19 protein-coding genes, 1 tRNA gene and 1 pseudogene are annotated in these 21,439 nt (G+C 72.6%); 11 read left to right on the top strand and 10 right to left on the bottom strand.

Annotated features, from left to right (window positions below; genetic code table 11):
* Positions 1 to 7 precede the first annotated feature (7 nt).
* Positions 8 to 91 (bottom strand) — tRNA-Tyr (locus ACLBX8_RS24205).
* A 289-nt stretch (positions 92 to 380) separates the two neighbouring features.
* On the opposite strand from ACLBX8_RS24205, the gene ACLBX8_RS24200 reads away from it, so the two are divergent.
* The 4 genes from ACLBX8_RS24200 to ACLBX8_RS24185 all read left to right on the top strand — a co-directional run bounded on the left by ACLBX8_RS24200 (position 381) and on the right by ACLBX8_RS24185 (position 3,986).
* Positions 381 to 2,231: a DEAD/DEAH box helicase gene (locus ACLBX8_RS24200; RefSeq protein ID WP_447700396.1), complete on the top strand. Its 1,851-nt coding sequence runs from the start codon at positions 381 to 383 to the stop codon at positions 2,229 to 2,231.
* Between the two features lie 22 nt (positions 2,232 to 2,253).
* Positions 2,254 to 2,577 (top strand): hypothetical protein, encoded by a 324-nt coding sequence (locus tag ACLBX8_RS24195; RefSeq protein WP_042671911.1) that lies wholly within the window; start codon positions 2,254 to 2,256, stop codon positions 2,575 to 2,577.
* A 121-nt stretch (positions 2,578 to 2,698) separates the two neighbouring features.
* Positions 2,699 to 3,109 (top strand): DUF3597 domain-containing protein, encoded by a 411-nt coding sequence (locus ACLBX8_RS24190; RefSeq protein WP_091681242.1) that lies wholly within the window; start codon positions 2,699 to 2,701, stop codon positions 3,107 to 3,109.
* Positions 3,110 to 3,314: 205 nt separating this feature from the next.
* Positions 3,315 to 3,986, top strand: a complete 672-nt coding sequence (locus tag ACLBX8_RS24185) for an ankyrin repeat domain-containing protein (RefSeq protein WP_447700397.1) — start codon at positions 3,315 to 3,317, stop codon at positions 3,984 to 3,986.
* A gap of 25 nt (positions 3,987 to 4,011) precedes the next feature.
* Here the strand turns inward: ACLBX8_RS24185 and ACLBX8_RS24180 are convergent, their stop codons facing one another.
* Positions 4,012 to 5,139 (bottom strand): polyamine ABC transporter substrate-binding protein, encoded by a 1,128-nt coding sequence (locus ACLBX8_RS24180; protein WP_020093740.1) that lies wholly within the window; start codon positions 5,137 to 5,139, stop codon positions 4,012 to 4,014.
* Positions 5,136 to 5,492, bottom strand: coding sequence for a RidA family protein (locus ACLBX8_RS24175; protein WP_020093741.1), 357 nt, complete (start codon positions 5,490 to 5,492; stop codon positions 5,136 to 5,138). Before ACLBX8_RS24175 ends, ACLBX8_RS24180 begins: the two co-directional genes overlap by 4 nt.
* A gap of 182 nt (positions 5,493 to 5,674) precedes the next feature.
* Here ACLBX8_RS24175 and ACLBX8_RS24170 point away from each other — a divergent pair, with 182 nt between their 5' ends.
* Positions 5,675 to 5,938 carry a GlsB/YeaQ/YmgE family stress response membrane protein gene (locus ACLBX8_RS24170; RefSeq protein WP_010685302.1) on the top strand — a complete coding sequence of 88 codons (264 nt, stop codon included), beginning with the start codon at positions 5,675 to 5,677 and terminating at the stop codon, positions 5,936 to 5,938.
* A 218-nt stretch (positions 5,939 to 6,156) separates the two neighbouring features.
* Here ACLBX8_RS24170 and ACLBX8_RS24165 read toward each other — a convergent pair whose 3' ends face one another.
* The 3 genes from ACLBX8_RS24165 to rpsO form a co-directional block, all read right to left on the bottom strand.
* The gene (locus ACLBX8_RS24165) at positions 6,157 to 6,378 is read right to left on the bottom strand and encodes a YgaP-like transmembrane domain (RefSeq protein WP_020093742.1); all 222 of its coding nucleotides are present in this window, start codon (positions 6,376 to 6,378) and stop codon (positions 6,157 to 6,159) included.
* A 172-nt stretch (positions 6,379 to 6,550) separates the two neighbouring features.
* Positions 6,551 to 8,770, bottom strand: a complete 2,220-nt coding sequence (pnp, locus tag ACLBX8_RS24160; RefSeq protein ID WP_056525668.1) for a polyribonucleotide nucleotidyltransferase — start codon at positions 8,768 to 8,770, stop codon at positions 6,551 to 6,553.
* Between the two features lie 221 nt (positions 8,771 to 8,991).
* Complete coding sequence (gene rpsO, locus ACLBX8_RS24155) at positions 8,992 to 9,261, bottom strand: 30S ribosomal protein S15 (RefSeq protein ID WP_012317943.1); 270 nt, start codon at positions 9,259 to 9,261, stop codon at positions 8,992 to 8,994.
* 291 nt (positions 9,262 to 9,552) lie between these two features.
* Here rpsO and ACLBX8_RS24150 point away from each other — a divergent pair, with 291 nt between their 5' ends.
* From ACLBX8_RS24150 to ACLBX8_RS24140, 3 genes are all read left to right on the top strand, one after another.
* Positions 9,553 to 11,562, top strand: coding sequence for a hypothetical protein (locus ACLBX8_RS24150; protein WP_447700398.1), 2,010 nt, complete (start codon positions 9,553 to 9,555; stop codon positions 11,560 to 11,562).
* Positions 11,559 to 12,245, top strand: a complete 687-nt coding sequence (locus ACLBX8_RS24145; protein WP_447700399.1) for a hypothetical protein — start codon at positions 11,559 to 11,561, stop codon at positions 12,243 to 12,245. Before ACLBX8_RS24150 ends, ACLBX8_RS24145 begins: the two co-directional genes overlap by 4 nt.
* Positions 12,246 to 12,360: 115 nt before the next feature.
* Positions 12,361 to 13,749 carry an amino acid permease gene (locus tag ACLBX8_RS24140; protein WP_447700400.1) on the top strand — a complete coding sequence of 463 codons (1,389 nt, stop codon included), beginning with the start codon at positions 12,361 to 12,363 and terminating at the stop codon, positions 13,747 to 13,749.
* On the opposite strand, the gene ACLBX8_RS24135 is transcribed toward ACLBX8_RS24140, so the two are convergent.
* From ACLBX8_RS24135 to ACLBX8_RS24120, 4 genes are all read right to left on the bottom strand, one after another.
* Positions 13,742 to 14,152: a flagellar biosynthesis protein FlgC gene (locus tag ACLBX8_RS24135; RefSeq protein WP_447700401.1), complete on the bottom strand. Its 411-nt coding sequence runs from the start codon at positions 14,150 to 14,152 to the stop codon at positions 13,742 to 13,744. The two genes, ACLBX8_RS24140 and ACLBX8_RS24135, sit on opposite strands and share 8 nt — an antisense overlap.
* A gap of 62 nt (positions 14,153 to 14,214) precedes the next feature.
* A complete protein-coding gene (locus ACLBX8_RS24130) occupies positions 14,215 to 15,075 on the bottom strand; it encodes a formyltransferase family protein (protein WP_447700402.1) in 861 nt (286 codons plus the stop codon).
* Positions 15,075 to 15,842 (bottom strand): SDR family NAD(P)-dependent oxidoreductase, encoded by a 768-nt coding sequence (locus ACLBX8_RS24125; RefSeq protein ID WP_447700403.1) that lies wholly within the window; start codon positions 15,840 to 15,842, stop codon positions 15,075 to 15,077. Before ACLBX8_RS24125 ends, ACLBX8_RS24130 begins: the two co-directional genes overlap by 1 nt.
* 115 nt (positions 15,843 to 15,957) lie before the next feature.
* The gene (locus ACLBX8_RS24120) at positions 15,958 to 17,265 is read right to left on the bottom strand and encodes a capsule biosynthesis protein (RefSeq protein WP_447700404.1); all 1,308 of its coding nucleotides are present in this window, start codon (positions 17,263 to 17,265) and stop codon (positions 15,958 to 15,960) included.
* A 336-nt stretch (positions 17,266 to 17,601) separates the two neighbouring features.
* On the opposite strand from ACLBX8_RS24120, the gene ACLBX8_RS24115 reads away from it, so the two are divergent.
* The 3 genes and pseudogenes from ACLBX8_RS24115 to ACLBX8_RS24105 all read left to right on the top strand — a co-directional run.
* Complete coding sequence (locus ACLBX8_RS24115) at positions 17,602 to 19,104, top strand: capsular polysaccharide export protein, LipB/KpsS family (RefSeq protein WP_447700405.1); 1,503 nt, start codon at positions 17,602 to 17,604, stop codon at positions 19,102 to 19,104.
* A gap of 218 nt (positions 19,105 to 19,322) precedes the next feature.
* Positions 19,323 to 20,813 carry an LTA synthase family protein gene (locus ACLBX8_RS24110; protein WP_447700406.1) on the top strand — a complete coding sequence of 497 codons (1,491 nt, stop codon included), beginning with the start codon at positions 19,323 to 19,325 and terminating at the stop codon, positions 20,811 to 20,813.
* Between the two features lie 193 nt (positions 20,814 to 21,006).
* A pseudogene (locus tag ACLBX8_RS24105) lies at positions 21,007 to 21,439 on the top strand (polysaccharide biosynthesis/export family protein); the annotation flags it as partial.

The raw sequence follows: 21,439 nt of genomic DNA, 5'->3' as shown, positions 1-21,439 counted from the left end.
AAGAACTTGGTGGGGGAAGTAGGACTCGAACCTACGAAGCTTACGCAGCGGATTTACAGTCCGCCCCCTTTGCCGCTCGGGACATTCCCCCAAGGCGGGCATCGCCCGCGGCGCCCTTATGGTGAGGGGTGGGCCGGGTGTCAACGCTTATGGTGGACCGATCCGCCTCGCCGGACGCGGCAATCGTGGAGAGCGGGACGGTTTCGCTCGGCGTCGCCGCGATCCGGGCGGCCGCGCTTGCCGAGTCGACCCACTTCCGGCCTCGCGGTGCCCGCGGCTCCGCCATTGGGACGAAAACGCGAACGTTCCGCGACTCCGGGGATTCACAAAGGAATCCGGATCGGCCACGGTGTGCCGATGTCGCCCTGCTTCGCCGGCCCTTGACCCGTCCCGCCCCGTCCCTGCGGTCGCACCAGCGCACGCTGATGGCCCTGGTCGCGGCCATGGCGAGCGGGGAGGCGGCCCATGTCCGGAAGATCCTGGCGGCGGTCACGCCGGGCGGGGGCAAGTCGCTGCTGCCGGTCATCGCCGCGCACCGGCTGATCGAGGCGGGGCTCGTCGAGCGCGTGGTCTGGGTGGTGCCGCGGGATTCCCTGCGGCTGCAGGCCGAGGAAGCCTTCGCCGACCCGCTGTGGCGCGCGGCCTTCGGGCACGCCCTCAGCGTCCGGGCCGCCGACAACGAGCGCGATCCGGCGCGCGGTCTGGCCGGCTACGTCACCACCTATCAGGCGGTCGCCGCCGCCCCGGCGCTCCACCTCGCGGAGGCGCGGGCGCACCGCACCCTGCTGGTGGTCGACGAGGTTCATCACCTGCCGGTCCCCGGTCGCCCGGGCGCCGACGAAGCCTCCGCGGAGGATGCCGAGGCGGGGGCGTGGTCCCGCGCGATGCTGCCCGTCATGGAGGCGGCGACCGTGCGCCTGTACCTGTCCGGGACGCTGGAGCGGGCGGACGGGCGGCGGATTCTCGGACTGCCCTACCAGCCCGCCGCGCCCGGCCGCGGACCGGAACTCGATCTCGACGCGACCGGCCTCGCGGTCATCGGCTACTCGCGGGCGCAGGCGCTGGCCGAGCGGGCGGTGCTGCCGGTGACGTTCGGCGCCCTCGACGGCGAGGCGAGCTGGCTGGAGGGCGGCCGGATCGCCGGCGACAGCCCGCGCGTCGGGCCGCACCGACTCGGCGCGGGCGCGGTCCGGATCACCACCCGGCCGGCGCTGTTCACTGCCCTGCGGACCGGCTTCGCCCGCGACCTTCTGAGCGAGGCGTTCTTCGCCACGAAGCGCCTGCGCGCCCGGCGCCGGGCGGAGCGCGATCTCCCGCCCGGCGAACCGGCCCGGGGGCTCGGCAAGCTCCTCGTGGTGGCGCCCGATCAGGCGAGCGCGCGGGCCTATCTCGCGACCCTGCGCGACTGGATGCCGGCCGGGCAGGGCGCGCGCGATGTCCGTCTCGCGACCTCCGGCCAGGGCGACGCCCACGCGGCTCTGGCAGCGTTCCGGCTCACGCCGGAACCGGCCGTGCTGGTGACGGTGGCGATGGCGTACGAGGGGCTCGACGCCCCGGAGGTCGCGGTGGTCGCGGCCCTGACCCATATCCGCTCCCGGCCCTGGCTCGAGCAGATGCTCGCCCGGGCCACCCGGGTCGATCCCCATGCCGGCCCCTACGACGGGCAGCAGGCAGTGATCTTCCACCCGGACGACCCGCTCTTCGCCCGGTTCCGACTGGAACTCGAGACTGAGCAGGGCAGCAGCGTCCGGCCGCCCCGCGAGCGGCCGGCCAGCGCCGTCGTGCCGGAGCGGACCCGCTGGCGCGACGACGAGCCGGGCGGGATCACGCCCCTGGAGAGCAACGCGATCGGGATGCGCTACGCCCTGCTGCGCCCGCGCCTCCCCGAACCGGTCGCCGCGGCGCCCGCGCCCGAACCGCCCTCCGTCACCGAGCGGACCCTGCGCCAGCGGCTCGCCGCCGCGGTGGCCGCCCAGGCGGTCGAGGACGAGACCTCGCTGCGCGTGCCCCGCGGCGGCAATCTCGCCCACCGCTACAACGCCGTTCTCAAGCGCGTGCTCGGCAAGGGCCGCGCGACCATGACCCTCCCGGAGCTGGAGGCGGCCCTGTCGTGGCTCGAGCGCAACCGCCTCTCCGACCATCTCGACCGCCTCGACGGCGATGCCCGCTACGCGTGGTCGGCCCGGCAGCGCCGCGGGCGCTGGCAGCCGGAGCGCGCCGCCGGCCGCTGAAACGCCCGGGAAGGAGACAGCCGTGACCGAGAGCCTCCCCGCCGCCTTCGCCGCGACACTCGCCGCGTCCGAGCCGCCGAGCGTCTGGGACGCCCCGCTCGCCGCGCTCTGGTGGCTCGCCCGGGACGCGTCCGGCCCGGCCTCCGCCGCCTGGGAGCGGGCGCACCGCCTCGTCCAGGACGCCGGCGGGTCCGACGCGGCCTGGGTCCACGCCCATCTCCACCGGGTCGAGGGCGACGACGGCAACGCGCGCTACTGGTACGCCCGCGCGGGCCGCCCGGTCCCGGACGGCACGCTCGCGGAGGAGCGGGCCGCGCTCGTCCTCGCCCTCTGGCCGAGGTCGTGATCGCTCCGGGCCGCGCCGCGCCGACCGTCCCGAGCCTGCCGAATCGCGGAACGCCAAGGCTCACAGCCAGTTGAATGGCCGCCCGACGCGGAGATCGGGCCTCGATTATCGGAGCGGATCCATGAGCCTCCTCGGCAGCATCGTCAGCAAGATCCTCCATCCGTTCGGTGGCGGCACCGCGGACGCCGCGCCCGCGCCCAACGCCGGCTCCGGCGGCCAGGCCGGCACGAGCACGCCCTCCACGTCGGCCCCCGGCTCGGCCGGCGGCAGCGAGCCCGTGGACGTCGCGGCGGTGCTCACCGGCCTCGCCGAGAAGAACCCGCAGACGCTCGACTGGCGGCACTCGATCGTCGACCTGATGAAGCTGCTGGGCCTCGATTCCGGCCTCGCCGCGCGCAAGCAGCTCGCCGACGAGCTCCACTACACCGGCGACAAGGACGATTCGGCCAGCATGAACATCTGGCTGCACAAGCAGGTCATGCAGAAGCTCGCCGAGAACGGCGGCAAGGTTCCGGACGATCTGAAGCACTAGGTCATCGATTCCGGGATCGACGAGGCTCGCCGCGGACGGTCTCGACCGGCGCCGCGGCGAGATCGTTTCTTGACCACGTCGTGCGCCGGCGGTGCGCATCGGCGGCGACACTTGCGGAGGGGGCCTTGCGGCGCCTCCGTGTTTATCGGTCACATGACCCGCGTCACGCAGCGCCGAATCAGGCGACGCCGAGGAGCGAACGGTCATGGAGACCCCGACCGGGGACCACAGCGGCGCCTTCGAGGCGTCCCCGCTCGCCGCGATCGCCGCGGCGGTCGCCCGCGGTGACGTCGCGCGCATCGCCGCGCTGGCGCCCGGCCTGGATCTCTCCGTCCGCGGCGGCCGGAACCTCACCCTGCTCGAATGGGCGATCTGGAACGCGCGGCCGCGCGCGCTGTCGGCCCTGCTCGACGCGGGGGCGGACCCGTCTGTGCCGGGGCTCGATCAGGAGACCGCGCTGCACATGGCGGCGATGGTCGAGGATCCGACCTACCTGGAGATCCTGCTGCGCCACGGCGCGCCGGTCGACCCGGTGAGCCCGCGCGGTCAGTGGACGCCGCTGTTCCGCGCCGTACAGAACCGGCGCGAGGCGCAGATCGCGCTGCTGCTGCGGGCCGGTGCGGACCCGAACCGGGTCGACGCCACCGGCAACTCGCTGCTCCACGTGGCGGCACAGGTCGGCGCGGCCAATCCCTGGGTGCTGAGGCTGCTCGAGGCCGGGATCGACCCGACCCTGCGCAACGCGCAGCGAAAGACCTTCCAGCCGTACTTCTTCACCACCCCCGAGCGCCTGCTGAACGATTCCGGGCGCGAGACCCGCGCTGCGGTCCGCGCGTGGCTCGCCCGCAGCGGCGTGCCGGCGGATCCGGAAGGCTGACGGCCCTCTCCGACGCCGATCCGCGTCAGCGCCCGGTGCGGACCCGGGTCCAGAGGCGGGTGACGAAGCGCTGGGTGCGGTCGTCCCAGGCGGTGTTGATGGACAGGCGCTGCATCGTCGCCTCGTCCGGGTAGATGCCGGGATTGCTCAGGATCTCGGGCTTCACGAACTTCTTCGCCGCGAGGTTGCCGCTGGCGTAGGAGACGAAGTTGGTGTTGGCCGCCGCCACCTCGGGCCGCATCATGTAGTCGATGAAGGCCAGCGCCTCGGCCGGATGGGCGGCATCCTTCGGGATCGCGAAGGTGTCGAACCACATCAGGGCGCCTTCCTTGGGCACGACGTAGGCGATGTCGATCCCGTTCTTGGCCTCCTCGGCCCGGCGCTTGGCCTGCATGATGTCGCCCGAATAGCCGACGGCCAGGCAGATATCGCCGTTGGCCAGCGCCTGGATGTATTCCGACGAGTGGAACTTCCGCACGGCGCCGCGCACCTTGTAGAGGGCGTCGGTCACCAGGGTCATGTCGTCCCAGCGCTTGGAATCCGCCTTCGCGCCGAAGGCCGGGAGCATGCTGGGGATCAGGTCCTCGGGGCTGTCGAGCACCATGATCCCGCACTCCTTCAGCTTGTTGGCCGAAGCGGGATTGAGGACGACGGACCACGAATTCACGGCCGCGCCGGCGCCCAGGCGCTCGCGCACCGCGGCGACGTTGTAGCCGATGCCGGTCGTGCCCCACATGTAGTCGACGGCGTAGGTGTTGCCGGGATCGTAGGCCGCCAGCCGGCTGGTCACCTCGGGCCAGAGGTTGCCGAGGTTCTTCAGCTTCGACTTGTCGAGGGGCAGGAACGCGCCGGCCCGGATCAGCCGCTGCAGGTACGGTCCCGACGGCACGACGATGTCGTAGCCCGACCGGCCGGCGAGCAGCTTGGTCTCCAAGATCTCGTTGTTGTCGTAGGTGTCGTAGACGACCTTGATCCCGGTCTCGCGGGTGAAGGCCTCGAGCACCTGCGGGTCGATATAGTCCGACCAGTTGTAGATGTTGACGACCCGCTCCTCGGCGGCCGGTGCCGGCCGCACGAGGGGCAGGACCGCCAGGAGCCCTCCCGCGAGGACGGCCGCGGCCGCCGCCAGGACGGTCCGGCGCGGGCCGATCACCGGCTCCTCGCGGCCACGATCACGATCTCGACCAGGTACTCCGGCGCGGCGAGCTTGGCCTCGACGGTGGCGCGGGCCGGCGCGTTCTCCGGAGACACCCAGGCGTCCCAGGCGGCGTTCATCTCCGCGAACGTCGCGATGTCGGCGAGGTAGATGGTGGCCGAGAGGATCCGCGCCTTGTCGCTGCCGGCCGCGGCGAGCAGCCGGTCGATCTCCGACAGGATCTGCTGGGTCTGGATCGTGACCCCGGTGCCGACCGTGTCGGACGCGACCTGCCCGGCGAGGTAGACCATGTCGCCGAAGGTGACGGCCTGCGACATCCGCTTGCCTGGCTCGATCCGCTGAATGTCCATACCCGTCTCCACATCCTCGAGAACCGGCGTATCTGCCGCCGCACCGGCCCGGCCGTAAAGGGCCGCGCGCGCACGCGCCGCGGGAACCCGAGGAAAATCGTCATCGGCGGCCGGGGTGCGGGCAACCGTCGCGGGCCTCGAAGCGTTCTGCCGCCATCGACAATCACGCCTTGGGGTCAGTCATGGGCATTCTCTGGACCATCATCATCGGGTTTCTCGCCGGCGTCATCGCCAAGTTCATCATGCCGGGCCCGAACGAGCCCGCCGGCTTCATCCTAACCACGATCCTCGGCATCGTCGGCGCCTTCGTGGCGACCTTCCTGGGACAGGCCATCGGCTGGTACGGGCCCAACCAGGGCGCGGGCTTCATCGGCGCCATCGTGGGCGCCGTGGTGGTGCTGTTCATCTACGGCATGATCGCCGGCCGCCGCACCACCACCTACTGACCCGTCCGGCAGGTCCGGATACGACGAGGGGCGCCCCGCGGGGCGCCCCTTTTTTTGACCGACGCATTCCGGTGGCGGGTCTCAACACAGCGCTCTCCGTCATAACGAGCGCAGCGACATGACCCAGGGCAGCGCGACGACGTCGAACGTCGCGCTGCCTGGAATGCTTCGCTGCGCTCGCAAAGACGGAGGCGCCGAAGCCCTCCGAGGGCTGAGGCTCAGAGATGCTCGGACGCGGCCTTCACGGCGCAGTGGCCGGTCGCGCCCCGGACCGCCAGCCCGACGCCGACCACGAGCGCCAGCAGGCTCAGGAGCTTGTTGGGACGGGGCTGCGCGGCGGCGGCGGCGATGCCGAGGCCTAGCGCCACCGAGACGGCGCGCTCCGTCGTCGACAGGTTCGGCTGCCCGCTGAAGATGTCGTGCATCATGTCGTTGGCCATGAGGGTCTCCGATTGGGAAGTCGCGGGGGAACGCGGCATCCGGCGCCCCGTTCCCGGCCGACGACCGGTGTGACCCGACCTCGACGGGGCAACAAAAAGGGCGCGGCCCCGGAGGACCGCGCCCGTCTGAGACATCCCCGCCGACCGAGGCCGGCGCGGGCGTCCCGCGTGCTTACTCGCCGGCCTCGCGGCGGCGCTCGCCACGATGGCGGCCGCCTTCGCGGGGCTCGCGCGGCTCGTCGCCGCGCTCGGCCCGGTCGGCGTCGCGCTGAGCCTTCACCTTCTCGGTGATGTCCTCGCCGGTCTGCTGGTCGACGACCTTCATGGACAGGCGGATCTTGCCGCGGTCGTCCTGACCGAGGAACTTCACCTTGACCTTGTCGCCTTCCTTGACGACGTCCGTCACCTTGGCGACCCGGTTCGCGGCGAGCTCCGAGATGTGGACCAGGCCGTCCTTGGCGCCGAAGAAGTTCACGAAGGCGCCGAACTCCATGCACTTCACGATCGTGCCGTCGTAGATCACGCCGACCTCCGGCTCCGCCACGATCGAGCGGATCCAGTTGTAGGCCGCCTTGATCGCCTTGCCGTCGGCCGAGGCGATCTTCACGACGCCGGTATCCTCGATGTTGATCTTGGCGCCGGTCTTCTCGACGATCTCGCGGATCACCTTGCCGCCGGTGCCGATCACGTCGCGGATCTTGTCCGTCGGGATCTGCATCGTCTCGATGCGCGGGGCGTACTCGCCGAGCTCCGGACGGGCCGCCGTCAGGGCCTTGGCCATCTCGGCCAGGATGTGGGCGCGGCCGTCCTTCGCCTGGGCGAGGGCGATCTTCATGATCTCCTCGGTGATGCCGGCGATCTTGATGTCCATCTGGAGCGAGGTCACGCCCTCGTCCGTGCCGGCCACCTTAAAGTCCATGTCGCCGAGGTGATCCTCGTCGCCGAGGATGTCGGACAGGACCGCGAAGCGCTCACCCTCGAGGATGAGGCCCATGGCGATCCCCGCCACCGGACGGCGCAGCGGCACGCCGGCATCCATCAGCGACAGCGAGCCGCCGCAGACCGAGGCCATCGAGGACGAGCCGTTGGACTCGGTGATCTCCGACACGACGCGGATCGTGTACGGGAACTCGTGGGCCGGCGGCAGGACCGGGCGGATCGCCCGCCAGGCGAGCTTGCCGTGGCCGATCTCGCGGCGGCCCGGCGAGCCCATCCGACCGGTCTCGCCGACGCTGTAGGGAGGGAAGTTGTAGTGGAGCAGGAAGCGCTCCTTGTAGGTGCCTTCCAGCGCGTCGATGAACTGCTCATCCTCGCCGGTGCCGAGGGTGGCGACCACGAGGGCCTGGGTCTCGCCGCGGGTGAACAGGGCCGAGCCGTGGGCGCGGGGCAGCACGCCGACCTCGGAGAGGATCGAGCGGACCGTCTTCACGTCGCGGCCGTCGATGCGGGCGCCGCTGTCGAGGATGTTCCAGCGGACCACCTTCGACTGGGCCTCCTTGAAGGCGGCCTTGACCTTCTCGGCCGGGAACTTCTCAGCGCCCTCGGGGCAGAGGGCGGCCATCACCTTCGCCTTCACGGCGTCGACGGCGGCGTAGCGCTCCTGCTTGACGGTCTTGGTGTAGGCGGCGCGGAGCTCCGCCTCGCAGACCTCCAGGACGGCCTTCTCGACGTCGGCGTTCTCGGGGGCCTTGAAGTCGCGCGGCTCCTTGGCGGCCTTCTCGGCGAGGCGGATGATCGCCTCGATCACCGGCTGGAAGTGCTTGTGGCCGAACATCACGGCGCCGAGCATCACCTCCTCGGAGAGCTCCTTGGCCTCCGACTCGACCATCAGCACCGCGTCCTGCGTGCCGGCGACGACGAGGTCGAGGCTCGACTCTTCCTTGGTCTCGGTGACCAGCGGGTTCAGCCGGTAGCCGCCGTTGATGTAGCCGACGCGGGCGCCGCCGATCGGGCCCATGAACGGCACGCCCGAGATGGTCAGGGCCGCGGAGGCCGCGACCATCGCGACGATGTCGGGATCGTTCTCGAGATCGTGGGTCAGGACGGTGACGACGACCTGCGTGTCGTTGCGCCAGCCGTCGATGAAGAGCGGGCGGATCGGGCGGTCGATGAGGCGGGAGACCAAGGTCTCCTTCTCGGAGGGACGGCCCTCGCGCTTGAAGTAGCCGCCCGGGATGCGGCCGGCGGCGTAGGCGCGCTCCTGGTAGTTCACGGTGAGCGGCATGAAGTCGATGCCGGGCTTCGGCTCCTTGGCGGCGACCACGGTCGCGAGCACCGAGGTCTCACCGTAGGTGGCGATGACGGCGCCGTCGGCCTGGCGCGCGACCTTGCCGGTCTCCAGGACGAGCTTGCGGTCGCCCCACATCAGCTCTTCGCGTTGAACGTCGAACATTCTCAATCTCTTCCTTGCCTGCGGCGGGCCCAAGCCCGGCGCCGCCCGGGGGCAAGACGGCGAGACACTGCGCCCGATAACGCTCGGCGAAGTGTCTCGCGATCCTGCCCCGACGCTGGCGCCTCGAAGCGGCCCGTTTGTCGGGAGGCCGGACCCATTCCGGCAGCCCGCGATGGTGAAACGCGGCCCCGGGCCGGGCCCGGAACCGCGCGAGACGTGCCTTAGCGGCGGATGCCGAGACGCTCGATGAGGGCGCGGTAGCGGGCCTCGTCCTTGCGCTTGACGTAGTCGAGCAGCGAGCGGCGCTGCGAGACCAGCTTCAGGAGGCCGCGGCGGGAATGGTTGTCCTTGCCGTGGGTCTTGAAGTGGCCGGTGAGGTTGGTGATCCGCTCGGTGAGGATCGCCACCTGGACCTCGGGGGACCCGGTGTCCTTGGCGTCCTTGCGGTGTTCCTTGATGAGCGCGGTCTTGCGCTCTGCCGTGATCGACATCGCGTGCCTTTCGGGTTGTGCTGGTCGGATGCGGCGCCCCAAACGGGCGCGCGCGGGCTCGGCGTTCGGCCGGTGCCGGGATGTCGTCCAGCACGGTCACAGCGCCAAGCGGCTCAAGCCCCGCCCGGCAACCCGGGTCGAGGCCGCGCGATCCATACACGAAACCGACGGTTATGCCAGTCCCGAGCCGGGCGGGCCGCAGCGGTGGCGCGTCGCGGCTGTCAGGGCTGGTCCAAAGAACGGTTAACGCCGCCGTGCTACCCGGAACCGCTCACGCGACGCGGCCCGGCGATGAACGGCACCTTCTCGGATGCGTGCGGCGTCGCCGTCGCGACGCTGCTCGGTATCCCCCTCGTTCTCCTGCCGGGCTATGCCCTGGGCGGCCTGACCGGCATCCTCGGGTTCCGCTCGCTCGCGCCCGGCGACCGCCTCCTGTGCGGGGCGCTCCTCGGGATCGGGCTGCTGCCGGCCCTCGACAGCCTGCTGATCCAGGCGGGCGGCGTCCCGGTCGCGGCCCTCGCGACCGGCGCCCTCGGGCTCGCCGCACTGCGGCCAGTCTTGCGGAGCCTGCGCGAGTCCCTCGACCGGGCGGCGCTCGCCCTCGCGCTGCTCTGGCTCGGCGTCGTGGCCTACGCACTGATCGACGTCGATACCGGCACCGCCCTCTACCGGCCCGTGACGATCATCGACCTCGTCAAGCACGCCGCCCTGACCCGCGCGATCGTCGAGCACGGATTACCGCCGGTGGACCCGTTCTTCGCCCGGCCCGAGCGGGCGGGCTACTATTACGGCTTCTACACGCTCACCGCCCTGGTCGACTGGGCGGGCGGACGGCTGGTCGACGGGCGGACCGCCTTCGCGGGCATGGCCTTCTGGACCGGCCTCGCGCTCCTCGGCCTGATCGACCGTCTGCTCGCGGCGACCGGACTCGTCGCGGACGCCGTGCCCCGGCTCGTGCGCCGCGCGGTGCTGATGCTGCTGCCGGCCGGAAGCCTCGACATCCTGCTGGTCCTCGCCGACCGAGCGACGTCCGGGACCTGGCTGCCGGTCCCGGAATGGCTGAACGAGCAGGTCCTCAACTGGCCGGCCTCGCTGGTCTGGGTGCCGCACCACGTCGCCGGCGCCCTGGCCGGGTGGCTCGGACTCCTGGCCCTGGCGGAGGTCGCGGACCGGACACGGCCGGACAGGCGCGCGGAGACGGCGGCGATCGGCGTCGCGGCACTCGCCTTCGCGGCCTGCGCGGGCCTGTCCGTCTGGGTCTGCCTCGGCACGGCGGGAGCGGCCGGTGCCTGGCTGGTGCTGCTCGGCCTAGAGCGCCGCTGGCGCGCCGCGGCCCGGCTGGCGGTTGCCGGCCTGCTCAGCTCCGCACTGGCCGCCCCCTACCTGCTGAGCGTCCTGGCCAACCGGACGGACGGCGGCGCGCCGGTCCGGTTCTCGATCCGACGATTCGGGCCGCTCGACGGCCTCGTCGACGAGCCGGCCCTGAGCGCGCTCCGCCTGATCCTTCTGCCCCTGAACTACTACACGGCCCTGGGGGTCTGCGCCGCCGGTGCGCTGCTGTTCTGGCGCCTTGTGCCGCGTCGGGAGGCGCACGGGCGCGAGGCCGGGCGCCTGCTCACGCTCTGCGCCGCGGCGAGCCTGTTCCTCGGCGGTTTCCTGCGCTCGGCGATCCTCAACAACGACCTCGGTGCGCGCGTGGTCCTGCTCGCGCAGGTCGCGGCCCTGGTCTGGACCGTGGTGGCCCTGACCCGCCTGAGCGAGGCGCGGCGGCTCCGGCTCCCCGGCCTCCTCGCCGCACTGCTGATCCTCGGCTACGCGACGACCCTCTACGGCTTCGTCGGGATGCGCGCCTATCCCGCCTCGGACCGGCCCGCCTTCGCCCGCCTCGCCGGCCGTCCCGATATCGACCGGGCGCTGCGCGCGGCCTACGCCTGGGCGGGCACGCACCTGCCCCGGGACCTGGTGCTGCAGCAATCGCCGGTGCCGCACCGGGTGTTCGATTTCGGGCTCTACGGCCTCCAGCCGACGGGCGTGGCCGACGCGGAGGCGCGCCTGTTCGGCGCCCCGCCGGACGCCGTGACGTCGCGGCTCGCCGACGTCGCGCCGGTCTTCCGCGACCGCCTGGACGGCGCCGAGGTGCGGCGGCGCGCCGAAGCGGCCGGGATCGGCGCCCTGGTCGTCACCGCGCAGGACGCCCCCTGGAGCAGCCCGGATTCCTGGGTCTGGCGCAGCCCCGCGGTCTACGCCGATCCGCTCGTCCGGATCCTGCGGGTCCAGGATCTCCGTGGAGGATCTCCGTGACTGAACCCAGTCCCACGGCACCCACCCGCCCGCGCGCCGGGCAGGCCCTGCGCTGGCTCTGCGCCCAGGCGCTGCTGCAGGCCGGCGCCGTCGTCGTCGGCTTCGCCTGCTTCGTGCTGCTGTTCCAGACGGATCTGTGGTCCGGCGTGACGATCCTGTTCTACCGCGGACTGATCCTGCTCGCGGTGGCCTTCCTGCTGACCCTGGCGGTCACGGCGGCCCTGGCCGGGCTCGGCCGGGCCTGGGGATTGCGCCGACGGGACGCCCTCGGCGCCTGCGTCCTGTCGCTGTCCCTGAACCTCAGCGCCTTCGTGATCCTGCCGGTGACGGTCGACCGGTCGATCAGCGTGTTCCTGCTCGGGCAGATGGCCGCCCATCCCGGGGAGCGCTTCACGCCTGAGCGGGCGCGGGCGGTGTTCGAGCGGGTCTATCTCGGCGAGTTCCGGCAGATGGAGCGGCGCTTGGCCGAGCAGCAGGCCTCCGGCAACGTCGCGCGAGCGGGTGACGGCTACGTCATCACCCCGCAGGGCAGCGCCTTCATCCGCTTCTGCGGCCTCGTCGCCCGGGCGTTCCGGACCGACACCCGGATGATCGCCGCCGCACCGTCCCCGCCCGGCGGGGGCGACCCGGAAGCGCGCGGCGGCGCCCCTGAACCCGATCCCGCGGGCGCGGTGCGGCGGTAGGCTGTATCGACTCGGGATGAGGACGGTGCGGCGCCGGTCCGGGCGGTTCCGCGGAGGCCGCCGTCCGGGCATGAAAAGTGCCGGATGACGATCCGGGCGAGGGAGAACGGACGCGATGGCGGAGTCCGCGGTGACCACGGGTGAACGGGCGGGCGCGGGGCGCGGACTCGCCCGGAGCCTCACCGCGCCGGGCCTCGTCGCCATCGGCCTCGGCGCCACGATCGGCGCCGGCATCTTCGTGCTCACCGGGACGGCGGCGGCGCAGTACGCGGGCCCGGCGCTCAGCCTCTCCTTCGTGATCGGCGGCATCGCCTGCGGCCTCGTCGGCCTGTGCTACGCCGAGCTGGCCGCCATGATCCCCGAGCCGGGATCGACCTACACCTACACCCGCGCGAGCCTCGGGCGGCTTCCCGCCTGGATCATCGGCTGGGACCTCGTCCTCGAGTTCGCCGTGGCGGCGGCGACCGTGGCGGTGGGCTGGTCGGGCTACGCGCAGTCCCTCGCGGCGGAGTTCGGCCTGCGCCTGCCGCCGGCCCTGGCCGGGGCGCCCGGCGCCGGCGGCCTCGTCAACCTCCCGGCGGCCGGGATCGTGCTGCTGCTCAGCGCCCTGCTGATGCGCGCCACCGCCGAGGCGTCCCTGGTCAACGGCCTGCTGGTCGCCTGCAAGGTCGCGATCATCCTGGCCTTCGTGGGCGTCGGCGTGGCCCATCTGCGGCCCGAACTCTGGCACCCGTTCGTGCCGGAGAATGCCGGAACGTTCGGCGCCTACGGCTGGAGCGGCGTGTTCCGCGGCGCCGCGGTGGTGTTCTTCGCCTTCGTGGGCTTCGAGACCGTGGCGACGGCCGCGGGCGAGTGCCGGGCGCCGCAGCGCGACGCGCCGGTCGGCCTGATCGGGTCGCTGCTGATCACCACGATCCTGTACGTGTCCATGGCGGCCGTCCTCACGGGACTCGTGCCCTATCGCGACCTGGACGTCGCCGACCCGGTGGCCAAGGCGGTCGACGTGATCGGCCTGACGGGCTTCGCCACGATCATCAAGGCCGGCGCCCTGATCGGCCTGACCACCTCGGCACTGACCGCCCTCTACGGGCAGAGCCGGATCTTCTTCGCCATCGCCCGCGACGGGCTCCTCCCGGGGATCTTCTGCCGGGTCCATCCGGTGACGCGGGTGCCCGTGGCGAGCCAGCTGGTGATCGGCCTGTTCACGGCGGCCGTGGCGGGGCTCGTGCCCATCGACGTCCTGGGCGAGATCGTCAGTATCGGCACGCTCCTGGCCTTCTGCCTCGTCTGCGCGACGGTGCTGATCCTGCGCCGGACCGCTCCGGACCGGGCGCGCCCGTTCCGCGTGCCGGCGGTGACCCTCATCGCCGGACTGGGGATCCTGTCCTGCGTCACGCTGATGGCCTCGCTCCCGGCCGACACCTGGATCCGCCTCGCGGTCTGGCTGGCGATCGGCCTCGCGATCTACGCCGGCTACGGCCGGCGGCACGGCCGGCTCAGCTGATCAGGTTGATGGTGGCCTGCGCGAGCGTCTTGATCGAGGCCGAGGCGCTCAGGCTCAATTCGTAGTTCCGGACCACCCGCTGGAGGTCGGCCGATTCGACCGCGACGTTGACGTTCGGCAGACGGACATAGCCGTTCGGGTCGGCCCCGGGATTGGTCGGGTCGTAGCGGGTGCGGAAGCCGGTGGTGTCGCGGACGATCCGGCCGACCGGGTCGCGGGGGCTGTCGGCCGCCACCGGGGCGAACACCGCGATCTTGCGGGCGTAGGGGGCACCGCCCGGGGTGGTCGGGACCGAATCGGCGTTGGCGAGGTTCTCGGAGATCGCGCGGATCCGCCCGCTCTGCACCTGCCGGCCGGCGGCCAGGGCGCCAGCGGCCGAGTTGAGGGCGCTGGTATCCGGCATGCGCGGGCCCTGTCGACGGCGAGGATCTGACCGAATCCTTTCCGAACAGCCTTAACCGGTGGTTAAGGCGCCCGCGCGGAGAGGCTCAGCGCGTCCCGAAGATCCTGCCCGTCGGTCAGGCGAAGGCCGCGGCGGCGCAGCGCGGCCAGCATCGCGCGGTCGGGGAACGGGCAGTACGGCAGAACCGGCGCGGTCCGCCCCTCCGGCAGGGTTCCGCTCCGGGTGACGTCCTCGAGCAACCGGTCGAGCATCCCGCGCCCGTGGGCGTGGAGCGCCACCGAGGCCCGGGTCGCGGTGGTACCCTCGGGAAGCGCCAGCGCCTCCTGGGCGAGGATCGCGCCGGTGTCGATCGTGGCGGCCAGCCGGTGCAGGGTCATGCCGAACTGCCCGGGCCCGTCGGCCAGGGCGTGGATCGTCGGCACCGGGCCCCGGTGGCGCGGCAGCAGGCCGGGATGCCCGTTGATGCCGCCGAGCCGCGCCAAGCCGATGATCTCGGGCTTCAGGATCTGGTCGAAGTGGTAGGTGAGGATCAGGTCCGGCGCCGCGTCCCGCAGCGCCCGCGCGACCTCTGGACCGTTGACGTCGTCGACCGTCAGGGTCGGGACGCCGAGTCGGCGGCACAGGGTCCTGAGCGGCGTCGCCTCCGGCGCGTCGCCGCTTCCGGACGCCGCCTGGGTCAGGGGCGCCAGGGGCCGCAGCAGGTCCGGCAGGCCGAAATTGGCCGCGAGGTAGGGCAGGATCCCGGCGCCCGAGCGCGCGAGGTGCCGGCGGACCTGTCCCGTGAGGCCGCCACTCGACGGCCGCTCGGCGTTCGAGAGCCCCACCAGCACGATGTCGGTCCGGAGATCGGCGACGAGCCGGCGCACCGCGCGGGCGTTCGGCAGCGCCTCCAGGACGAACAGCGCGATCCGGGGACGCGCCATCAGCGCCGCTTCCGGCGCTGGAAACGGAAGGCGTAGAGGCCGGCCTTGCGGACGCTCTCGGGCAGGAGCAGCACGGTGCGGGCGAGCGCCGTGAGGATGTACGGGAAGGCGATCACGTCGCGGTTGGCCGCGATGCCCTTGGCGATCCGCACGGCCGCCTCCTCGGCGCTGATCTCCAGCGGCCGCCAGCCCTTGAGCTCGCCGCCCATCGGCGTCTTCACGTAGCCCGGGGTGACGACGTTGACCTTCACGCCCCGGGGCGCGACCTTCTGGCGCAGGGCGAGGCCGTGTGCGACGAGGGCCGCCTTGGCGCCGCTATAGGCCGGCGCGTCCTGGAGCGGCGCGTAGGCCGCGAGCGACGACAGCAGCACGATCTGGCCGCGCCCGCGCTGGAGCATCAGCGTCAGGGCGGGCAGGATCACGTTGAGCGTGCCGGTGTAATTGATGTCGGCGGTCTCGAAGGCCACGTCCTCGGCCTCCACCTGCCCTTCCTGGTTGCCGCCGTTCACCGCCGCGTTGGCGATGACGAGGTCGAGGGGGGCCTCGGCATCCGACCGGTGGACCAGCGCCACGGTGGCGGCCCGGTCGCGGGTGTCGAGGCGGGCGGTCTCGACGGCGGCGCCGCTGGCGCGGCAGTCCCGGGCGACCGCCTCCAGCCGCTCGGCGTTGCGGCCGACGAGGATGAGGCTCGCGCCGGTTTGCGCGTAGTGGCGCGCCAGCGCGGCGCCGATGCCGCTCGACGCGCCGGTGATCAGAATGCGGGGCATGGGGCGGGTTACGCCGCCGCGCGGGGAAAGATCAAGGCCGGGAACGGCTCACCGGCGGTTAAACGCGCTTCAAAGGCCGCCGAATGGCGACGGCCCGGGAGCCGGGCGAGCCCGGTCAGTAGACCGGCGCGAGCTCGCCGTCGCGCTCGGCCGCCTCACTCACCGCCCGCGCCGCCGCCAGCATCGCGTCGGGGAGGGCGGCCTCCATCCGCGGTACCGAGCCGGCCACCGCGCGGTCGATCGCCTCCTTGGAGAAGAAGCCGCCGTTGACCTGGGTCCGGTGCAGGACCACGCGGCGGAAATCCGCCATCAAGTCCGTCTCCGGCGGCGTCGGATTCTTCCAGAAGCTGTCGAGGTCGCCCTGATGGGTCAGGCCGGCCATGTTGTAGATCGCGGTGCCGACCGCGTGGGTCGGGCAGCCCATCTCCAGGGACAGCATCCCTACCGTCGAGTTGACGATGACCACCCCGCGCGCGCCCTTGATCAGGGCCGGCAGGTCGCCGCCGTCGATGAAGTCGAGCCGGTCGCTGACGCCGTGGCGGCGGGCGGAGGCGCGAGCGAACTTGCGCCAGTTGATCAGGCCGCTGTCGAGCGGGTGCAGCTTCACCAGCAGCCGGGTCGGCGCCGACGAGCCGTCCGCGAACGACTTGATCACCCGGTCCATGAATCCCTCGACGCCGAGGAACGGCGAGTGGACCCGGATCTGGTAGTCGCTGTCGAGCTGCAGCGGCAGCAGGAAGTAGTCGCAGCCGACCGCGCGGTAGATCTCGTCGCAGCGCGCCGCCTCGCGGCGGGTATGGGCGCGGCGGGCGAACTTCTTGATCCAGCCGGCATACTCGGCCGCGATATGGGTCGGCCGGTGGCTGCGGAAATGGGGGAAGAGGTAGGGGAACAGGACGTTGGCGAGGTTGTAGCCGACGTCCCAGACGCTGCGCCGGGCCATGTCGCCCGTGGAGGGCATCGCCCGGCCGGGCTGCGGCAGGCGCCGCGCCAGGGCGCGGATCTCGGCGGCCGTCCGGGGGAGGGACGAGAAGCCGTTCACGCCGCCCAGCTCGCAGGTGATCCAGTTCGGGCGGATATAGCCCTCCTCGAACACGTGCACCCGCAGGCCGCGATACTCGGCGATCATGCGGGCCGCCTTGTGGAACGGCCGGCAATCGCCGAACAGCACGATGTCGGTCACGCCCTCGCGGTCGAGATAGGCGTCGAGATACTCGCCCCAGGCCTCGCGGCGACCGCGGTAATTGTCGGCCTCGCCGCTCCAGAACAGCCAGTCGCCGGGGCAGAGATTGATGCGCCGGACGGAGTGTCCCCGCGCGCGCAGCGCCTGTCCGAGATCGGAGAAGAACGGCGTCGCGATGCCCTGCAGGAAGAGGAAGGTCGCGGGGCGGTCGCGGAGGGCGTCGAGGGCGGGCTGTTGCATTCCGCGGCGCTTCTGTCCTTGACCCTGGGCCGGATGAACCGAACCGGCGAGAGACTCTTGAGGTGGCACGGTGCCCGGCGAGCCCGCAATCCGAAGCCATGCCGCGGCATGGCGTTTCCGCGCCGGCGTGGCCCGTCTGCAACGGTCCCGCGTCTGCGGCCTAGCCTCCGGAATAGGCGGGCAATCGCGGCGACGATATGTCCAAATCCTTTCCAGGACGTGGCGACGGCGACGCGCGCTCAGGTTGTCCCCGCGTTGCATCACCATCCCATGCCGGCGAAAATGCGCTACAGGCCTGTTCCGCACCTCACCCGACCGGAGCCGGACGCACCGACCATGCCCGCTGACCCGATCCCGTCGCTCTACGCGACCGGCCGCACGATCCGCCGCCTGCGGGCGGAGATCGAGGCCGCGACGGGCCTCGCCTTCGGTCCGGCGCGCCCCGGCGCCGTCGGCGCGACCTGGGGCGCGGGGAGCCTCGCCGGGCGCCTGCTGGCGCTGACGGGGCGGCGCCGGCTCGTGGTCGCGCCCGGGCCGCTCCTGAGCCCCTACGACTCGCCGGAGTCCGGCTTCGCATCCCTGCGGATCACCCTCGACGGGGCGCCTCTCGGCGGGGAGGGCGGCGTCCATTACCTCGACCCCTGGACCGGGGCGCCGATCGACCGCGCGACCTGCGCCGAGCGGGTGGCGTGGCTCGCCACGCGCTTCGCCGAGAACGACCGGCGGGTGGTCTATGTCGGGATGTCGCGCTGGAAGCGGCCCGCCCTCGACGTCCTGGGCGCGGGCCCCGCCGGACGGCCGATCCACACCATGACCACCGAGGCCGCGATCGCCGCGGGACAGCGCCACGGCGGCCGCCTCCTCGCCTGGGCGACGCGGGCGCCCGGTCAGCTCGAGGAAGCCTGCGCGCGGGCCGGCCTGCCGCTGGCCCGCGTGGAGGACGGGTTCCTGCGCTCCGTGGGGCTCGGCGCCAGCCTGCAGCCCGGCGCCTCCATCGTGGTGGACGACCTCGGCATCTACTACGACCCGCGCCGGGAGAGCCGCCTGCAGCGGCTGCTCGCCGAAGCCGACTTCACCCCGGACCTCGTCGCCCGGGCGCGGCGCCTGCGCGAGGAGGTCGTGGCGCGCCGGCTCAGCAAGTACAATGTCGGCCTCGACGCCGCCGCGCTCGACTGGCCGGCCGGCCGGCGGATCGTCCTCGTGCCCGGCCAGGTGGAGGACGACGCCTCGGTGCGCCACGGCTCGCCGCTGGTCCGCTCGAACCGGGCGCTGCTGGAGGCGGCGCGGCGGCGCAACCCGGACGCGTTCCTGCTCTACAAGCCGCATCCCGACGTGGAGGCCGGCTTCCGGCCCGGCCTCATCCCGGAGGCGGAGGCCCTGACCCTGGCCGACCGGATCGTGGGCGGCATCAGCATCGTCGACCTCCTCGACCGGGTGCATCACGTCGAGACCATGACGTCCCTCGCCGGGTTCGAGGCCCTGATCCGCGGCCTCACCGTGGCGACCCACGGCCGGCCGTTCTACTCCGGCTGGGGCCTGTCGGAGGATCTCGCGCCGGGCGCCGACCGCGGCCGCCGGCTGAGCCTCGATGAGCTGGTGGCCGGCGCCATGATCCTCTACGCGCGCTACCTCGACCCGGTGGCGATGAAGCCCTGCACGCCGGAACAGCTCCTCGACCGCCTCAGCGCGGCCCGGGCGGCGGCGCCGCGCAACGCCCTCTCCCTCGGCCGGACGGCCCACCTGGTGATGCGTGCCCGCTACGGCCTCCTCAATCCCGTCGTGCGGGCCCTGCGCAGCCGGCGCGGCGTCGGCCGCGAGGCCGGCGGCGGACCGCGCTAGGGCGGGGCGCGCGGCGCGAATCCGGTTCCGCGAGACCCTGATGTGATACCAAAGCGATAGCGCGCGCTGCTAGAGTCCGCCCGCAACCGCCCGCCCCGGGACCGTTTCCGATCATTCCGGATCAGGAACGGCTCGCAAGCCCCTGCTCCCGCGCGCTGTTTCCTGCCGGACCGGATGCCGGCGGCGAGCAGGCCCGCCCCACGCCGAGTGCCCGTGTCTTGACGACGTTCCTCATCGCCACCGGTCTCGCGCTCGCCGTGTGCCTCGCCCTGGAGGTGTTCGCGGGCGACTCGATCACCCGAGCGAGCCTCGCGCCCCGGGATCTCGGCCTGCGGCTGCTCGGCTACCTGCTGATCCTGCTGTTCTGGTTCGAGTTCTCCTGGCGGCCCTGGCTCGCGGGGCTGACCTGCGTGATCACCGTGGCGATCCTGATCGTCGTCAGCCGCGCGAAGCGCTCGGTGATCGGCGAGCCGCTGCTGTTCAGCGATTTCGCCCTGCTGCCCCAGGTGCCGCGGCATCCGCAGCTCTACTACATCCCGCCCCTGTGGGACCCGCGCATCGCCGTGCCGGTCCTGCTCACCGCGGCGTTCACCGCGCTGTGGTACTGGATCGAGCCGAGCGTGCTGCCCGCCGCGACCCTGCCGCGGGTGCTGGCGATGCTCGGCCTCCCGCTCGCGCTCTGGCTGCTGGTCAAGGCCGCCCCGCGGCCGCCGCTCGCCCGGCTGATCGCCCGCTGGTTCCCCGAGCCCGACCTGGAGGCCGACGTGACCCGGGTCGGCCTCCCGGCGAGCCTCCTCGGCTACACCGCCCGCGCGATGGCGGGCGGCGTGCCGGTGCCCGCGGCGCCGACGCTGCCGGAGGGCCCGGGCGACGATGTCGTCGTGGTGATCCAGCTCGAATCCTTCGTCGATCCGGAGCGGCTCGGCGGCGCGAAACTGCCGGCGATGGACCTGTTCCGAACCCGGGCCGCGCAGTACGGGCGCCTGCGGGTTCCGGCGCACGGCGCCTACACGATGCGCAGCGAGCACGCGGTGCTCACAGGCCGTCCGTCCGAGAGCCTCGGCTTCGGCCGCTACGACCCCTACACGTCCCGCAGCGGCGACGAGCCGACGAGCCTCGCCCGGCTCGCCGGGAGTCGGGGCTACGGGACCCTGTTCCTGCACCCGTTCCACCGCGACTTCTTCCGCCGGGCGCGGGTGATGGAGGCCTTCGGCTTCGCCGATCTCGTGATGGGCGAGGCGTTCGCGGAGGCGCCGCGCGTCGGGCCCTATGTCGGGGACGTCGCCCTCGGCGTGCGCCTCCTCGCGGAGGTCCGGGCCCGGCGCGCGCCGCTGTTCCTGTTCTGCGTGACCATGGAGAACCACGGCCCCTGGAAGCCCGGGCGGCTGCCGGGCATCAACGATCCGCAGGCGCAGTACCTCCATCACGTCGCCAATACCGGGCGGATGGTCGAGGATCTCGTCGCGGGCCTGGACGCCGTCGCCCGCGAGCGCGGCCAGACCATCACGCTCTGCGTGTTCGGCGACCACGCACCGTCGCTGCCGAGCTGCAAGCCGGGCTTCGGCGGGCGAACGACCGAGTACGCCCTGTTCCGCTTCGGCCGCCCGCAGGCGGTCCCGCGCCGCGCCGACATCGCCGCCGACGAGCTCGGTCGGGCGCTCCGCGGGGCCCTCGCGACGGCACCTGCGGACATCGCCGCGGGGACATGATACGGTTAAGCTTGCGCGGCATAAGCGTGGCCGTGCCACGCTGGTGACGCATTGCCCGCGGATAGCGCGACCGTCCGCACGGCGGCCGCCGCACCGGCGCGGTCGTTAAAGCGATCGCAGCGTTTGGCGGTCAAACTGGGTATCCCGGCCCGGGCCAGCGATGGCGCGGGCTCGGCGAGGAGAAATCTTTGTGATGCTGCGTAAGACGGCGTGCACCGCCCTGATGGCCGCCCTCGCGGCTGGATCTGCCGGCGGCTGCACGTACATGCCCGCGGCGGGTCCGACGGCGGGCGCGATCCAGGCCGGGGCCGAGGTCGCCACGGCCGACGGCGGGATCCTTGCCCGCTACGAGATCATCGACGTCACGCCCTCCGTGGTCGAGGCCCTGCGCGGCCGCCCCCTCGACAGCCTGCTCGCCTCCTTCGGCGACCATCGCCCCTCCTCCGAGCCGGTGATCGGCATCGGCGACATGGTCTCGGTCTCCGTCTGGGAAGCCGGATCCGGCGGCCTGTTCTCCGGACCCCTCGTCGCCGACCGCTTCTCCGCCGGATCCAAGTCCGCCCTCATCCCCGAGCAGCCCGTCGGGCGCGACGGCGCCATCTCGGTGCCCTATGCCGGCCGCATCA

This window comes from Methylobacterium sp. D48H (assembly GCF_053345715.1).
The sequence above is the reverse complement of the archived record's forward strand: the minus strand, read 5'-3'. Positions and strand labels throughout refer to the sequence as shown.

What these genes read in the sequence shown, in the direction of transcription:
- ACLBX8_RS24190 (WP_091681242.1), top strand. Translation starts at nt 2,699, where the DNA reads ATGAGCCTCCTCGGCAGCATCGTCAGCAAGATCCTCCATCCGTTCGGT.
- ACLBX8_RS24185 (WP_447700397.1), top strand. Translation starts at nt 3,315, where the DNA reads ATGGAGACCCCGACCGGGGACCACAGCGGCGCCTTCGAGGCGTCCCCG.
- ACLBX8_RS24175 (WP_020093741.1), bottom strand. Translation starts at nt 5,492, where the DNA reads ATGGACATTCAGCGGATCGAGCCAGGCAAGCGGATGTCGCAGGCCGTC.
- ACLBX8_RS24170 (WP_010685302.1), top strand. Translation starts at nt 5,675, where the DNA reads ATGGGCATTCTCTGGACCATCATCATCGGGTTTCTCGCCGGCGTCATC.
- ACLBX8_RS24165 (WP_020093742.1), bottom strand. Translation starts at nt 6,378, where the DNA reads ATGGCCAACGACATGATGCACGACATCTTCAGCGGGCAGCCGAACCTG.
- pnp (WP_056525668.1), bottom strand. Translation starts at nt 8,770, where the DNA reads ATGTTCGACGTTCAACGCGAAGAGCTGATGTGGGGCGACCGCAAGCTC.
- rpsO (WP_012317943.1), bottom strand. Translation starts at nt 9,261, where the DNA reads ATGTCGATCACGGCAGAGCGCAAGACCGCGCTCATCAAGGAACACCGC.
- ACLBX8_RS24150 (WP_447700398.1), top strand. Translation starts at nt 9,553, where the DNA reads ATGAACGGCACCTTCTCGGATGCGTGCGGCGTCGCCGTCGCGACGCTG.
- ACLBX8_RS24140 (WP_447700400.1), top strand. Translation starts at nt 12,361, where the DNA reads ATGGCGGAGTCCGCGGTGACCACGGGTGAACGGGCGGGCGCGGGGCGC.
- ACLBX8_RS24135 (WP_447700401.1), bottom strand. Translation starts at nt 14,152, where the DNA reads ATGCCGGATACCAGCGCCCTCAACTCGGCCGCTGGCGCCCTGGCCGCC.
- ACLBX8_RS24130 (WP_447700402.1), bottom strand. Translation starts at nt 15,075, where the DNA reads ATGGCGCGTCCCCGGATCGCGCTGTTCGTCCTGGAGGCGCTGCCGAAC.
- ACLBX8_RS24125 (WP_447700403.1), bottom strand. Translation starts at nt 15,842, where the DNA reads ATGCCCCGCATTCTGATCACCGGCGCGTCGAGCGGCATCGGCGCCGCG.
- ACLBX8_RS24120 (WP_447700404.1), bottom strand. Translation starts at nt 17,265, where the DNA reads ATGCAACAGCCCGCCCTCGACGCCCTCCGCGACCGCCCCGCGACCTTC.
- ACLBX8_RS24115 (WP_447700405.1), top strand. Translation starts at nt 17,602, where the DNA reads ATGCCCGCTGACCCGATCCCGTCGCTCTACGCGACCGGCCGCACGATC.